The sequence below is a fragment of the Devosia ureilytica genome, from assembly GCF_024273195.1.
GTDB lineage: Bacteria > Pseudomonadota > Alphaproteobacteria > Rhizobiales > Devosiaceae > Devosia > Devosia ureilytica.
The window spans coordinates 194,105-208,860 of sequence record NZ_JAMZCU010000004.1; the positions used below are offsets into that span (position 1 = coordinate 194,105).

12 protein-coding genes are annotated in these 14,756 nt (G+C 62.0%); 11 read left to right on the top strand and 1 reads right to left on the bottom strand.

What is annotated here, in order from left to right:
* Window positions 1–90: 90 nt before the first annotated feature.
* Window positions 91–429: an SH3 domain-containing protein gene (locus NIM87_RS12365; protein ID WP_254674997.1), complete on the bottom strand. Its 339-nt coding sequence runs from the start codon at window positions 427–429 to the stop codon at window positions 91–93.
* Between the two features lie 440 nt (window positions 430–869).
* Here NIM87_RS12365 and NIM87_RS12370 point away from each other — a divergent pair, with 440 nt between their 5' ends.
* From NIM87_RS12370 to NIM87_RS12420, 11 genes are all read left to right on the top strand, one after another.
* Window positions 870–1,730, top strand: coding sequence for an NAD-dependent epimerase/dehydratase family protein (locus NIM87_RS12370; RefSeq protein WP_254674998.1), 861 nt, complete (start codon window positions 870–872; stop codon window positions 1,728–1,730).
* Window positions 1,731–1,834: 104 nt separating this feature from the next.
* Window positions 1,835–2,425 carry an ANTAR domain-containing response regulator gene (locus NIM87_RS12375; protein WP_254674999.1) on the top strand — a complete coding sequence of 197 codons (591 nt, stop codon included), beginning with the start codon at window positions 1,835–1,837 and terminating at the stop codon, window positions 2,423–2,425.
* Between the two features lie 9 nt (window positions 2,426–2,434).
* On the top strand, window positions 2,435–3,646 hold the full coding sequence (locus tag NIM87_RS12380; RefSeq protein ID WP_254675000.1) for a CmpA/NrtA family ABC transporter substrate-binding protein: 1,212 nt from the start codon (window positions 2,435–2,437) through the stop codon (window positions 3,644–3,646).
* Between the two features lie 384 nt (window positions 3,647–4,030).
* Window positions 4,031–5,395, top strand: a complete 1,365-nt coding sequence (locus NIM87_RS12385) for a CmpA/NrtA family ABC transporter substrate-binding protein (protein WP_254675174.1) — start codon at window positions 4,031–4,033, stop codon at window positions 5,393–5,395.
* Between the two features lie 55 nt (window positions 5,396–5,450).
* Window positions 5,451–6,524 carry an ABC transporter permease gene (locus NIM87_RS12390; protein ID WP_254675001.1) on the top strand — a complete coding sequence of 358 codons (1,074 nt, stop codon included), beginning with the start codon at window positions 5,451–5,453 and terminating at the stop codon, window positions 6,522–6,524.
* A 9-nt stretch (window positions 6,525–6,533) separates the two neighbouring features.
* The gene (locus NIM87_RS12395) at window positions 6,534–8,279 is read left to right on the top strand and encodes an ABC transporter ATP-binding protein (RefSeq protein WP_254675002.1); all 1,746 of its coding nucleotides are present in this window, start codon (window positions 6,534–6,536) and stop codon (window positions 8,277–8,279) included.
* A gap of 310 nt (window positions 8,280–8,589) precedes the next feature.
* Window positions 8,590–11,034, top strand: coding sequence for a nitrite reductase large subunit NirB (nirB, locus tag NIM87_RS12400; RefSeq protein ID WP_254675003.1), 2,445 nt, complete (start codon window positions 8,590–8,592; stop codon window positions 11,032–11,034).
* A 43-nt stretch (window positions 11,035–11,077) separates the two neighbouring features.
* Entirely contained in the window at window positions 11,078–11,413 is a 336-nt protein-coding gene (gene nirD / locus NIM87_RS12405) for a nitrite reductase small subunit NirD (protein ID WP_254675004.1), read from the top strand.
* A 40-nt stretch (window positions 11,414–11,453) separates the two neighbouring features.
* The gene (locus NIM87_RS12410; RefSeq protein WP_254675005.1) at window positions 11,454–12,305 is read left to right on the top strand and encodes a formate/nitrite transporter family protein; all 852 of its coding nucleotides are present in this window, start codon (window positions 11,454–11,456) and stop codon (window positions 12,303–12,305) included.
* Window positions 12,306–12,374: 69 nt separating this feature from the next.
* The gene (gene cynS, locus NIM87_RS12415) at window positions 12,375–12,815 is read left to right on the top strand and encodes a cyanase (RefSeq protein ID WP_456298720.1); all 441 of its coding nucleotides are present in this window, start codon (window positions 12,375–12,377) and stop codon (window positions 12,813–12,815) included.
* A 49-nt stretch (window positions 12,816–12,864) separates the two neighbouring features.
* A complete protein-coding gene (locus NIM87_RS12420; RefSeq protein ID WP_254675007.1) occupies window positions 12,865–14,583 on the top strand; it encodes a bifunctional protein-serine/threonine kinase/phosphatase in 1,719 nt (572 codons plus the stop codon).
* The last annotated feature ends 173 nt before the right edge of the window (window positions 14,584–14,756 follow it).

Below are 14,756 nucleotides of genomic sequence, written 5' to 3' on the forward strand. Positions count from 1 at the left end.
TTTGCTGTCTACCACGAACAGCAAGAGCACCGGAGAAAGTCAACATGCATGGGAAGGAGGTACGCAGTACTCAGGCAAAAACGACAGGTCTCAGATGTCCCAGTCGTAAACGGCGGTCAGGAAGCGGGAGTTAACCCAGCCCTTGGTATTTCCACGATCAAACAGGCACCAGTCCGAGCTGTTTTCCACTTCGATGCAGCGCTCCACCCAAACGTGGACGCCGGGCTCGAAGGCGCCGACCTGCTGGGAGTAGCTGGCGGGCCATTTGCGGACATTGAGCTGATCCCAATGGGCAATGCCGGTAACCTGGGCCAGCGTATCCACTTGATATCCCGCGGCCATGGCTGGCTGCACGGCAAAGCCGGCGGCAGCGGTGACGATGAGGCCGCACAGCGTTGCGACGAGAACTTTTTCCTGGGCCTTGTTCATTTGAGTGTCCCCCTGGACGGATTGATCTGTTGCTTTGGTTTTAATCGCCCCGGCTTGAACCCACCCTGATGGGCGGGTTCAGATTGCGTTCAGCTTGGTGCCGGGCACTGGCGGCGGTCAGTTCATGTCCCGCTGATGGACGTAGAGCATGGCAGCACGGAGGCCGCCGTAGCAATGCCCAACAGGGCGAGAGTGGATAGCTTGATCATTTCGGGTCTCCTCAAGTTGGTTAGGCGGCCGGGGGGCCGTCGCTTGATGATGCCGGTGCATCAATCTCGAGGCGTGTTATGCGCCGGCCGGCTTGAACCGGCGCTGAGGCTCGCGTTCATCAATCGTTAACGCGCGAAAACCATGCCAAACCGCGGTTGGCAGGGCGGACATTTCGCACTAGGCTGAGGCGAACAGCGCAGCGATTTCGCGTTGAAAAACAGGAGGATCACATGGCCAAGGTTCTGGTGACGGGCGGCAGCGGCAAACTCGGGCGGGCGGTGCTGCGCGACCTGGTGGAGCATGGCTACGAGGTCCTCAACATCGACCAACAGGCGCTCAGCGAACCCATCTGCCCGAGCGTTCGGATTGACCTGAGCAATTTCGGCGAAGTCCTGGGGGCGGTCCTGGGTGGCGTTGATGAACGACCCGGCCCCTTCGATGCGGTGGTGCATCTGGCCGCTATTCCCGCGCCGGGGCTGGCTGCCAATGCGCGCACGCTCTCCAACAATGTCACCTCGAGCTACAATGTGTTCGAGGCCTGCCGTCTGGCTGGCATCAAGAATGTGGTCTTTGCCTCCAGCGAGACTGTGCTGGGCCTGCCGTTCGACACACCACCACCCTATGCGCCGGTCGATGAGGAATATTTCCCACGCCCGGAAAGCGCCTATTCGCTGGGCAAGCTGCTCGATGAAACCATGGCCGCCCAGTTCTGCCGCTGGGACCCGGACCTGCGTATCGTCGGCCTGCGCTTTTCCAATGTCATGTACCCCGAGGACTACAAGGCTTTCCCGAGCTTCGACGCCGACCCCAACAAGCGCAAATGGAACCTTTGGGCCTATATCGACGCGCGCGACGGTGCGCAGGCGGTGCGCCGGGCCATTCAGGCGGACTTCAAGGGCTTTGAGGCCTTCATCATCGCCAATGCGGATTCGGTGATGTCGCGCTCCAATATTTCCTTGCTCGCCGAGGTTTTTCCGGGCGTCGAACAGAAGGGCAATATCTCGACCAACGGCACATTGCTGTCCATCGACAAAGCCAAGCGCATGTTGGGCTATTCTCCGCAGTTCAGCTGGCGGAACGAGGTGAAGTAGCCCCGATCTCCGCTGCGGCCTAGAGATCTCGCCAACAATTTTGCATCGGAAATGTGCATTTTGGGCACTTGTGCTTTTTCTGGGCACAAGCATAAGTGCCCTCGATGCAAAGACCCGACCTGTCCATTTTGATCATCGACGAAAACCGCATCCGCGCCTCGATCATCGAGGAGGGGCTGCGTGAGGCAGGCTATGATCGTGTCGCTGTCATTCATGACGTCAACGAAGTTGGCCGAACCATCGCGTTGACCACCCCGGACGTCGTCTTCATCGACCTCGAAAATCCCAAGCGCGATACGCTTGAGCACTTCTTTTCATTGAGTCGCGCCATCCAGCGACCCATTGCCATGTTCGTTGATCGCTCGGACGGCGCCATGATCGAAAAGGCCGTCGAGGCGGGTGTTTCCGCCTATGTGGTCGACGGCCTCAAAAAGGAACGCGTCAAGCCGATCCTCGATATGGCGATTTCGCGCTTCAATGCCTTTTCCCGCCTCACCCGCGAACTCGAAGAAGCCCGCAGTGCGCTTGAAGAGCGCAAGATCATCGATCAGGCCAAGGGCATCATCATGAAGACCAAGGGCCTGGACGAACCTGAGGCCTATGCGCTGTTGCGCAAGACCGCAATGAACCAGAACCGTCGCCTGGTCGACATCGCACAAAGCCTCATTACCGCCGCCAATCTGCTTGGGCCGTAGGAAATCGCCATGTCCCGTCCCCACCTCACCGCCGGTTTTCTGCCCTTGCTCGACAGCGTTCTGCTGGTGCTCGCCCATGAAATGGGCTTTGCCGAGGAAGAGGGCTTTTCCCTCGGCCTGACCCGCGAGTCCTCATGGGCCAACATCCGGGACCGTACGGCGCTGGGACATTTCGACATTGCGCTGGTGCTGGCGCCCATGCCGATTGCCGCCAATCTGGGCCTCACCCCCATTGCCAACCCGATGATCACCCCGGTCATGACGGGCCTCGGAAACAATGCCATCACCGTCAGCGCCGATCTCTGGTCTGCCATGGCCGATGCCGGTGCACCCGGCGATTTGCTGGCCGGCCCGGCCGGCAAGGCTTTGGCGCAGGTTGTGCGAACCGGCCCCCGCAAGCTGCGCTTTGGCGTCGTGCACCAGACGTCCTCGCATAATTACGAGCTGCGTTACTGGCTGGCCGCCAGTGGCATTGTGCCGGATCGTGACGTCGAAATCGTGGTTCTCCCCCCGCCCCTTTTGCCCGAGGCGCTGGGCGCCGGCAGCCTTGATGGCTATTGCGTCGGCGAACCCTGGAACAGCGTCGGCGTCACCAAACACGGCGCTCGCATCGCCACCACCAAATCGTCGATCTGGCAATGGAGCCCGGACAAGGCCATCGGCATGCGCGCCGACTGGGCGGAGCGCAATCCCGAAGTCGTCGCATCGGTCATCCGCGCCACCTACAGGGCCGCGCTGTGGTGCCAGAAGCCCGAGAACCGGCTTGAGGCTGCCCGGATCATGGCTGCTCCGGCCTATCTCAATCAACCGGTCGAAATCGTCTCGCGCGCGCTTACCGGGCAAATCCACGGCGGCGTGCAGCAGGTTTCGATCCCGGATTTCTTCATCCCCCACGATGGGGCTGCCAACTTCCCCTGGAAGAGCCACGCCCTCTGGTACTACAGCCAGATGGTGCGCTGGGGCGAGATCGCCGCCGGCCCCGCCAACGCCGAATTAGCCGCCGCCACCTTCCGCCCGGACCTCTATCGCGCCGCCATGGCATCAATGGACGTTCCGGTGCCGGCCGAAGACTATCGTCGCGAAGGCGACCAGGCGAAGGCCCATGCTATTGCAGCTTACAATGGCGCCCTCGAGCTGGGCCCGAACCAGTTCTTTGACGGCGCGGTTTTTGACCCGGCAGACCTTGATTCCTACATCGCCGCACAAATGAGCGCAGATTAGGCACCAGTAATTGGTGCCTAAATTATTGCCATTACTGGCACCCATGTGCTGCCGTGTCAGGCAACACCCTGGACCCGCCCGGTAGACCGGAAAATTCAAACACCTGTCACGTAACGGGAAATACGCCCCGCATCGACTTGGCACGCTTCGTGCAATGTGAATGCCGAATGAGCTCCTCCCAAGACGGCTCATGGATATCGGCGTCCGATGCAGGGCGCTTCATGGCAAAGCCGCCAACTGACAAGCGCCCGATCTCTGATCGGCGTGCGGATCGGTTGGCGGTTTTTGCATTTTGAAGCACCCTGCCCGACGCCGGTTTGTGGACACAAAACGGAGACGATGATGACTGCGCCTAACAGCCCCACGCCGCCACGCCACCACCTCATGCCGCTGCTCGCCGGTCTCACGCTCGGCCTTCTGGCGAGCACCGCCAGCTCGGCCGCCATGCTCGACGTGGAGAAGGATGAGCTGAAATTCGGCTTCATCAAGCTCACCGATATGGCGCCGCTCGCCGTGGCCTATGAGCTTGGCTATTTCGAAGACGAAGGCCTGTTCGTCACCCTGGAGCCGCAGGCCAACTGGAAGGTGCTGCTCGATGGCGTCATCACCGGTTCGCTCGACGGGGCCCACATGCTGGCCGGGCAACCGCTGGCCGCCACCATCGGCTATGGCACCAAGGCGCATATCGTCACCCCGTTCTCCATGGACCTCAATGGCAATGGCATCACCGTTTCCAACGCCGTCTGGGAGCTGATGAAGCCACACCTGGAAATGGATGCCGATGGCAAGCCGGTGCATCCGATTTCGGCTGCCGCGCTCAAGCCGGTGATCGAAGAATTTGATGCCGAGGGCCGCCCCTTCAACCTGGGCATGGTTTTCCCTGTCTCCACTCACAATTACGAGCTGCGCTACTGGCTGGCCGCAGGCGGCATCAATCCTGGCTACTATTCTCCCGAGGACGTTTCGGGGCAGATCGCCGCCGACGCCTATCTTTCGGTGACCCCGCCGCCGCAAATGCCCTCGACGCTCGAAGCGGGCACCATTGACGGCTATGCGGTTGGCGAACCCTGGAACCAGGCCGCTGTGTTCAAGAAGATCGGCGTGCCGGTTATCACCGACTACGACATCTGGAAGAACAATCCTGAGAAGGTGTTCGGCATCACCGCCGAGTTTGCCGAAGCCAATCCCAACACCACCATTGCCATCACCAAGGCGCTGATCCGCGCCGCCAAGTGGCTGGACGAAGACAACAATGCCAACCGCCCCGAGGCGGTCGAAATCCTGTCGCGGTCCGAATATGTGGGGGCCGACGCCGAAGTCATCGCCGCTTCGATGACCGGCACCTTCGAGTATGAGGCGGGCGATGTGCGAGACGTTCCCGACTTCAACGTCTTCTACCGCTACTTCGCCACCTATCCCTATTATTCCGATGCCGTCTGGTACCTGACCCAGATGCGCCGCTGGGGCCAGATCGCCGAAGACCAGCCCGACAGCTGGTATGACGAGATCGCCCGTTCGGTCTACAAACCCGATCTCTACCTTGAAGCGGCCCGCCTCCTGGTCGAAGACGGCCTGATCGACGAGGCCGATATTCCCTGGGACACCCAGGGCTATCGCGACCCGACCGCCGAGTTCATCGACGGCGTCACCTATGATGGCACTGCCCCCAACGCATATATCGACAGCCTGCCCATCGGCCTCAAGACCGGCGACAGCGTCGTCGGAGCCGAAGTGGTGGCCAGCAACTGACAGCATCGGGTGGCCGGTGCGCCGGCCACCCCCTCCAGCCTTGAGGAAAATGACTATGACCCTTGCAAGCGAAGTCGCAGCCCCACGGGCTGACCGCCGGCAGAAACTGTTCACCGCCATCAATCGCTCCGCGGCCTGGCTTGGCGCCCTTGGGCTTGGATGGCTTGTGCCTCTGCTCAAGATCGCGGCCGGCGATGACCCGCGCGAACAAATGGGCGAATTGCGCGACAGCCTGATTTTTCCACTCATGGGCATTGCCGTTTTCGTCATCGCCTGGGCCAGCCTGGCACCGCAGGTGCAGACTTCGCTGGGCGCCATTCCCGGCCCGGTGCAGGTGTGGGAACAGGCCGGCAGCCTCTGGCAGGACCATGTGGCCGAGCGCGAAAAGGAGGCCGACTTTTACACCCGGCAGGATGAGCGCAATGCCGAGCTGGTCGCGGAAAATCGCGCCGATGACGTCAAGTGGCGCGCCTATACAGGCAAGCCGACCTATCTCGACCAGATCGTGACCTCGCTCAAGACCGTGGGCCTGGGCTTCCTCATTGCCACCATCATTGCCGTTCCGTTCGGCATTGCCTCTGGTCTCAGCCGGCCCTTCAACGGCGCGCTCAACCCACTGGTGCAATTGTTCAAGCCGGTATCGCCGCTGGCCTGGCTGCCCATCGTTACCATGGTGGTGTCAGCCACCTATGTCGATGCGAGCGATGCCTTTCCCAAGGCGCTGGTCATCTCGGCTGTCACCGTCACGCTCTGTTCGCTCTGGCCGACGCTGATCAACACAGCGCTCGGCGTTGCCTCCATCGACAAGGACCTCGTCAATGTCGGCAAGGTGCTGCAGCTGTCCACCGCCACCACCATCACCAAAGTGGTGCTGCCATCGGCCCTGCCGCTGATCTTCACCGGCCTGCGCCTCTCGCTCGGTGTTGGTTGGATGGTCCTGATCGCTGCTGAAATGCTGGCGCAGAATCCGGGCCTGGGCAAATTCGTCTGGGACGAATTCCAGAATGGCTCCTCCAACTCGCTCGCCCGCATCATCGTGGCGGTGCTCACGATCGGCATCATCGGCTTCCTGCTCGACCGGGTCATGTTCACCCTGCAGACCGCCTTTACCTTCTCCGGCAAGCGATAGGACCAGATCATGGCCCCCATTATCCAGCTCTCCGGCATTTCCAAGCATTTTGGCGAGGGCGCCAAGCGCGTCGATATTCTCGACAACATCAATCTCGACGTCGAGGATGGCGAGTTCGTCGCTATTCTCGGCTTCTCGGGCGCCGGCAAGACCACGCTGATTTCGCTGATGGCCGGTCTTTCCGAGCCTGACCGCGGCGGCGTGATCTATCGCGGCCGCGAAATCGATGGACCCGGCCCCGAGCGAGGCGTGGTGTTTCAATCCTATTCGCTGATGCCCTGGCTGAGCGTGGCGGGCAATGTCGACCTCGCCGTCAATGCGGTCCACAAGACCAAGCCTCGCGCCGAGCGCATCGCCTTGCGCCAGCGCTACATCGACATGGTGGGCCTCGGCCACGCCACTGACCGCCGGCCCGCTGAACTGTCGGGCGGCATGCGCCAGCGCGTCGCGGTGGCGCGGGCGCTGGCAATGCAGCCCGACGTATTGCTGCTCGACGAGCCGCTTTCGGCGCTCGATGCGCTCACCCGCTCCAAGTTGCAGGACGAGTTGGCCCTGATCTCGGAAGCCGAGAAGAAGACCATCATTCTCATCACCAATGATGTGGACGAGGCGATCCTCCTGGCCGACCGGGTCATTCCGCTGACGCCTGGCCCCGCCGCGACGCTTGGCCCCAATTTCCGCGTTGGCATTGAGCGCCCGCGCGATCGCGCTGCGCTCAACGGCGATGACCGCTTCATCACCCTCAGGCGCGAAATCACCGAATATCTCATGGATGTGGGCGCAGCGCGCAGTCCATCGGGCGAGGCCGATCTGACCCTGCCCAATGTCGTCCCCATTGCGCGCGGCAAGTCGGCGCGCCTCCCCAAGGCCTATGCGGACGCGGCGGGAGCCAAAGGCGGATCGAGCTATCTCGACTTTGCCGAAGTGTCCAAGGTCTATCCGACCCCCAAGGGTCCGTTGACCGTGGTCGACCGCTTCGACTTCCAGATGAAGAAGGGTGAGTTCGTGACCCTGATCGGCCATTCGGGTTGCGGGAAGTCGACCGTGCTTTCCATGGTCGCCGGGCTCAATGACATTTCAGGCGGCACCATAGCGCTCGACGGGAAGCCCGTGGTTGGCGCCGGGCCGGAGCGCGCCGTCGTGTTCCAGGCGCCTTCGCTGATGCCCTGGCTCACGGCTCGCGAGAATGTCGCGCTGGGCGTCGACCGGGTCTATCCCAAGGCCAGTCCCGCCGAGCGGCGCGACGTGGTCGAATATTATCTCAATCGCGTCGGACTGGGCGATGCCATGCACCGGCCCGCCTCCGAATTGTCCAATGGCATGAAGCAGCGCGTCGGTATTGCCCGCGCCTTTGCCCTGTCGCCAAAACTGCTGTTGCTCGACGAGCCCTTCGGCATGCTCGACAGCATCACCCGCTGGGAATTGCAGGATGTGCTGATGGATGTCTGGGCGCGCACCCAGGTCACCGCCATCTGCGTCACCCATGATGTGGACGAAGCCATTCTCCTGGCCGACCGCGTGGTGATGATGTCCAACGGGCCCAACGCCCGCATCGGCAATGTCATGGAGGTGGACCTGCCGCGACCCCGCTCGCGCAAGGCCCTGTTGGCGCACAAGGATTACTACGCCTATCGCGAAGAGCTGCTCGATTTCCTCGAAGCCTATGAAGGCGGCGCCAATCCCGATCAGGCAACGCTCGACCACATCCGGGCCAAGCGGGCGCATCAAGGTCAGCCGGTTGCCGCAGCGGAGTGAATGTGCGTGCACACAAATTCATCACGCACACCTCTGATGCTCACGATGTAACCATTTTTAACAGCGCCCAAACTCCACTGTGCTATCTAACCTTCTGTAATCACTAGCTTTTCGGGACCAAATCAGTTTGGCACGGTTCCTGCAAAGTTGACGACGAACGAGCCCTCCCAAGACGCTCTTCGTCATAATCGGCGCCCAACGATGGGCGTCACGAGGCAAGGCTGCCAACGGATGCGATCTGGTTCCAAAGGGATCACCGGCGCATCGGTTGGCGGCCTTTTTGTTTTTTCGAGACTGGAGCCCCAACCTTATGGAAAAACTGGTCGTCATTGGTGCTGGCATGGCTTCTGGCCGCGCCCTTGAGCACATCTTCGAAGAAGCCCCGGGCCGGTTCGATGTCACCCTGTTCGGCGCCGAACCGCGCGGCAATTACAACCGCCTGATGCTCTCCCCGGTTCTGGCCGGCGAGAAGGAATATGAGCAGATCATCACCCATGATGCCGCCTGGTATCAGGAGCATGGCGTTCATACCCGCTTTGGCGAAACCGTCACCGGCATCGACCGGCAGCGCAAGGTGGTCATCTCCAAGACCGGCGAGACCCCCTATGACAAGCTGATCATCGCCACCGGCTCGGCGCCCTTCATCATTCCCCTGCCCGGCAAGGACCTGCCCGGCGTGATGGCCTTCCGCGATCTCGATGACGTCAACCGCATGGTCGATGTCTCGAAGCGCCCCGGCGCCAAGGCGGTGGTGATCGGCGGGGGCCTGCTCGGCCTTGAAGCCGCCGCCGCCCTCAATGCCCGTGGCATGGAAGTGGTGGTGCTGCACCTGATGGGCCATGTGATGGAGCGCCAACTCGATCCGGCCGCCGGCTTCCTTTTGCAGCGCGATCTCGAAGCGCGCGGCATCAAGGTCCACTGCAAGGCCCAGACCAAGGCCATTCTCGGTGAAGACCGGGTCGAAGCCGTGGCCCTCGAAGACGGCACAGTCTATGGCGCCGATATCGTCGTCATGGCCGTTGGCATCCGTCCAGAGACGCGCATTGCCGTGGACGCAGGCGTCCATGTGGAACGCGGCATCGTCGTCAACGACCAGATGGTCACCTCCGACCCGGACGTACTGGCCCTGGGCGAATGCGTCGAGCACGAAAAGACCGTCTACGGCCTCGTCGCCCCGCTCTATGACCAGGCCAAGATCCTGGCCAAGACACTGGCCAAGGTCGATGCGGCCTTCCGCCCGGTGCAGACCGCGACCCAGCTCAAGGTCACCGGGGTTTCGGTCTATTCGGCCGGCGATTTCGCCGATGCTGAAGACCGCGAAGAAATCGTGCTGCGCGATGCCACTTCGGGCATCTACAAGCGCCTCGTGCTCAAGCAGGACCGGGTCATCGGCGCCGTGCTCTACGGCGAGACCGCTGACGGCCCGTGGTTCTTCGACATGATCCGCAAGGGCACCGATACACGCGACATGCGTGATACCCTGATCTTTGGTCAGGCCTACCAGGGGGGCGCCGCACTGGACCCTATGGCGGCCGTTGCAGCCTTGCCGGATGATGCAGAAATCTGCGGCTGCAACGGTGTCTGTAAATCCACGATCACCGGCACGATCGTGGCCAAGGGCCTCACCGATCTTGATGGCGTGCGCGCCCACACCAAGGCTTCGGCCTCGTGTGGTTCGTGCACCCATTTGGTCGAAAAACTCATGGCCATCACCCTTGGCGACAGCTACAACCCGGCCGCCGTCAAGCCGATGTGCCCCTGTACCGAGCATGATCACGGCACCGTTCGCCGGCTGATTGTCGCCAAGGGCCTCAAGTCCATTCCCGAAGTCATGCAGGAGCTGGAGTGGAAGACCTCCTGCGGCTGCGCCAAGTGCCGCCCGGCCCTGAACTACTACCTCGTTTCCGAATGGCCCGGTGAATACGAGGACGACAACCAGTCCCGCTTCATCAATGAGCGCGTCCACGCCAATATCCAGAAGGATGGCACCTATTCCGTCGTGCCGCGCATGTGGGGCGGGATGACCAATCCCAAGGAACTGCGTGCCATTGCCGATGTGGCGGACAAGTTCGCCATTCCCGCCGTCAAGGTCACCGGCGGCCAGCGCATCGACCTTCTCGGCGTCAAGAAGGAAGACCTGCCCGCCGTCTGGGCCGATCTCAATGCTGCCGGCATGGTGTCGGGCGCCGCCTATGCCAAGGGTCTGCGCACGGTCAAGACCTGCGTCGGCTCGGACTGGTGCCGCTTCGGTACCCAGGACTCCACCGGCCTTGGCATCAGGCTCGAAAAGTTCATGTGGGGTGCCTGGACCCCGGCCAAGGTCAAGCTCGCCGTTTCCGGCTGCCCGCGCAATTGCGCTGAAGCCACCTGCAAGGACATCGGCGTGATCTGCGTGGATTCCGGCTACGACATCCACTTTGCCGGGGCCGCCGGCCTCGACATCAAGGGCACCGAACTGCTGGGCCACGCCAACAGTGAGGATGAGGCCGAAGAGATCATCATCGCCCTCACCCAGCTCTATCGCGAGCAGGGTCATTACCTCGAGCGCATCTACAAATGGGCCAAGCGCGTCGGCATCGACAGCATCAAGGCAGCGATCATCGACGATCTTGAGAAGCGCAAATACTACGCCGCGCGCTTCACCTATTCCCAGCAGTTCGCGCAGGTCGATCCCTGGGAAGAACGCGTCAACGGCAAGGATGCCCATGAGTTTGCCGCCATGGCCGAGTTCGGGCTTCCGGTGGCAGCGGAGTGAGGATGATGCACTCGCAATCCCCCTCGCATGTGGAGATCAAGAAATGAACGAATGGATCGAACTCGGCAATCTCACAGCCATCCCGGTTCGCGGCGCCCGCTGCGTCAACACGCCCACGGGCAAGATCGCGGTTTTCCGCACGGCGGAAAACCAGGTCTTCGCCATCGAAAACCGCTGCCCACACAAAGGCGGCCCGCTTTCGGAAGGCATCGTCCACGGCAGCTCGGTGACCTGTCCGCTGCACAACTGGGTCTTTGACCTTCAGACCGGCGAGGCCCAGGGCGCCGACGAAGGCTCGGTACGCACCTACCCCATCAGGGTCGAGAACGGGCTCATCTACATCGCTCCCGACATCCTCCTGCAGGTGGCGGCCGAGTAGGCCGCCACTACCCCCTCCCCCAAAACCGGAGACTGATCCCATGTCTTACGTAGCCCCCAAGGAACTTGCCGCCAAAATGATCGAGGCGGGTGAATCCAAGGTCTTCATGTCCACCAAGGACACCTTGATCCGCGCCTATATGGCCGGCGCCATCCTGGCGCTTGCCGCAGCCTTTGCGGTGACAATTACCGTCAATACCGGCCAGCCGCTGATCGGCGCCCTGCTCTTCCCGGTCGGCTTCTGCCTGCTCTACCTCATGGGCTTCGACCTGCTGACGGGCGTCTTCACCCTCGCCCCGCTGGCCCTGATCGCCAAGCGCCCCGGCGTGACCTTGGGTGGCGTGTTGCGCAATTGGGGCCTGGTCTTTGTCGGCAATTTTGCTGGCGCCCTGACCACGGCAGTCTTCATGGCCATCATCTTCACCATGGGCTTCTCACATGCCCCCGATGCGGTTGGCGAAAAGATCGGCCATATCGGCGAGGCGCGCACGCTCGGCTACGCCGCCGCTGGTTTCTCAGGCATGCTGACCCTCTTCATCCGCGCCGTGATGTGCAACTGGATGGTCTCGACTGGCGTGGTTGCCGCCATGATGTCCACCACCGTGTCGGGCAAAGTCATCGGCATGTGGATGCCGATCCTGGTCTTCTTCTACCTCGGCTTCGAGCACTCCATCGTCAACATGTACCTCTTCCCCTCGGGCATCATGCTGGGCGGCCAGTTCACCTGGGGCGACTACCTGCTGTGGAACGAAATCCCCACCGTGCTCGGCAATCTCGTCGGCGGTCTGACCTTTGTGGGCGGCATGATCTACGCCACCCACTACCGCACTTCGCCCAGCCGTGCGCCGGCAACCAAGGGCGCCGGGTCGGTTACGCTCAAGCCCGCAGAATAAGACAGAAAGGCCCCGCCCTTTGGCGGGGCCACGCTTTTCCCTGCCGGACGGAGAGATTGAATGACGGATATGACCCGTGAAGACGTGACTGCCATGATCCTGACCGCCAAGCGCCAGGCTGGTCTCACCTGGGAAGGCATTGCCGAGGCAATCGGCATGTCGCCCGTTTGGACCCATTCGGCCGCCATGGGCATGAACGCCATGCCCAGCGACAAGGCCGAGGCACTGACCGCGCACCTGGCTTTGCCGCAGGAAGCCGCCCTGGTGCTGCAGGAAAGTCCGACCAAGGTCTGGACGCAGGCGGTGCCGACCGATCCCTGCATCTACCGGCTTTATGAGATCGTGGGCGTCTACGGACCGACCATCAAGGCGCTGATCCACGAGAAATTCGGGGATGGCATCATGTCGGCAATCGACTTCGACATGCAGATCAGCCGCGTCGAAAATCCCAAGGGGGATCGGGTCAAAATAGAAATGTCGGGCAAGTATCTGTCCTATAACGCCTGGTAGTCCCCTCTCCTCGCCGATCCCTGCGCGGCGCCGTATTGAGATCAACGTCATGCTCGACAGGCCCGCCCAAACCCAGCTCAGCGTCACCATCGGCCAATATTCATCGGCTGGCCGCAAACCGCAGAACCAGGATTTTCACGGCGCCCTCGCCCCCGAGGGCGCTGCCTTGCTGCACAAGGGCATAGCGCTTGCCATTGCCGACGGGATTTCACCCAGCCCTGTCAGCCACATCGCTGCCGAAACGGCGGTGAAAAGCTTCCTCACCGACTATTACTGCACCTCGGAAGCCTGGGCGGTGAAGACGGCGGCCAGCCGCGTTATCGGCGCCACCAATGCCTGGCTGGCGGCCCAGGGCGCGGCCATCGAAAACCGTGACCATGCCTATGTCACGACCTTTTCCGCTCTCGTGCTCAAGGCCCAGACGGCCCATCTCTTCCACATTGGCGACAGCCGGATCAGCCGACTTGCCGGCGACAGTCTGGAACCCCTGACGCAGGACCATCGCGCCATCATTGCAGGCGGCCAGGGCTATCTCATCCGCGCGCTTGGGCTCGAACCCTCGATCGAAATCGACTATCGCAGCCTTGCCCTGGCACAGGGCGACACCTTTGTGCTGACCACCGATGGCGTGCATGGCGCGCTTTCCGCGCGTGACATCGTCTCGCATATTGCCCGCGAAACAGATCTCGACCTGGCCGCTCGCAACATCGTCGCGTCGGCCCTTGCCGCTGGCAGCGACGACAATCTGACCATCCAGATCCTGCGGGTGGATGCGCTGCCTGAGCTGACCGAGCAGAGCGATCTCGGCGACGGTCCGCTCCTGCCGCCTGCGCCGCTGCCCATGCTGCCGGCCATGCTCGACGGCTACCGCATCCAGCGCGAGTTGCACGCATCAAGCCGCAGTCACGTCTATCTGGCAACGGAGGTGGAATCGGGGCGGCGCGTCGCCATCAAATTCCCGTCCGTGGACCTCAAGGAAAGCGAAGCCTATCTGCGCCGCTTTGCTGCCGAGGAATGGATCGCGCGGCGCATCCACTCGCCGCATGTCCTGGCCGCCGTTCCGCCCCCCGTCGGGCGCAAGACCCTCTATACAGTCACCGAATATCTCGACGGCCAGACGCTGCGGCAGTGGATGGAAGACCATCCCACCCCGTCACTTGAAACGGTGCGCGATCTTGTCGAGCAGATTGGCGCAGGGCTGCTGGCCTTCCATCGCAAGGACATGATCCATCAGGATCTGCGGCCCGAAAACGTGATGATCGACCCCGACGGCACGGCCCGGATCATCGACTTCGGCGCAGTCCGGGTTGCAGGCGTGGTGGAGGCCATGCCGCAGACCGATAGCGACGACATTCTGGGCACGCATCAATATGCTGCGCCCGAATATTTTGCCGGCCAGCGCGGCACCGAACAATCCGATCTCTATTCGCTCGGCGCCATAGCCTACGAGCTGTTGACGGGCGAACTGCCTTATGGCGCCGCCGTCGCCCAAGGCAGGCGTCTCACCTATCGGCCAAGCTTTGCCAAGCGACGCGACATCCCCGCCTGGGCTGACAGCGCCGTGCACAAGGCCGTGAATCCAGACCCGGCCCGGCGCTATACGGCGATCAGCGAATTTCTATACGACCTGCGCCATCCCAACCCGACCCTGCCCAGCCTCGACCACCTGCCGCTGGCGCAGCGCAATCCCGTTCGCTTCTGGCAATCGGTGAGCGCAATTCTGCTCGTGATCTGTGTGGGCCTCGCCTGGTTGCTGCTGCGCGCTTAAGCCATTTGCACATAAAATGTGCACATTGGTTTATCGCTTCGTTTTTGCGCATTTTCCTTTGCGTAAGGCACACGAACACGCTAGTCTCAAGCGTCGTCCAGTGGTGGGCGATTTCATCGGCAAAGCCGCCAATCCGGACTGACCGCAACAGCGCGTCACTCCCGATTGGCGGC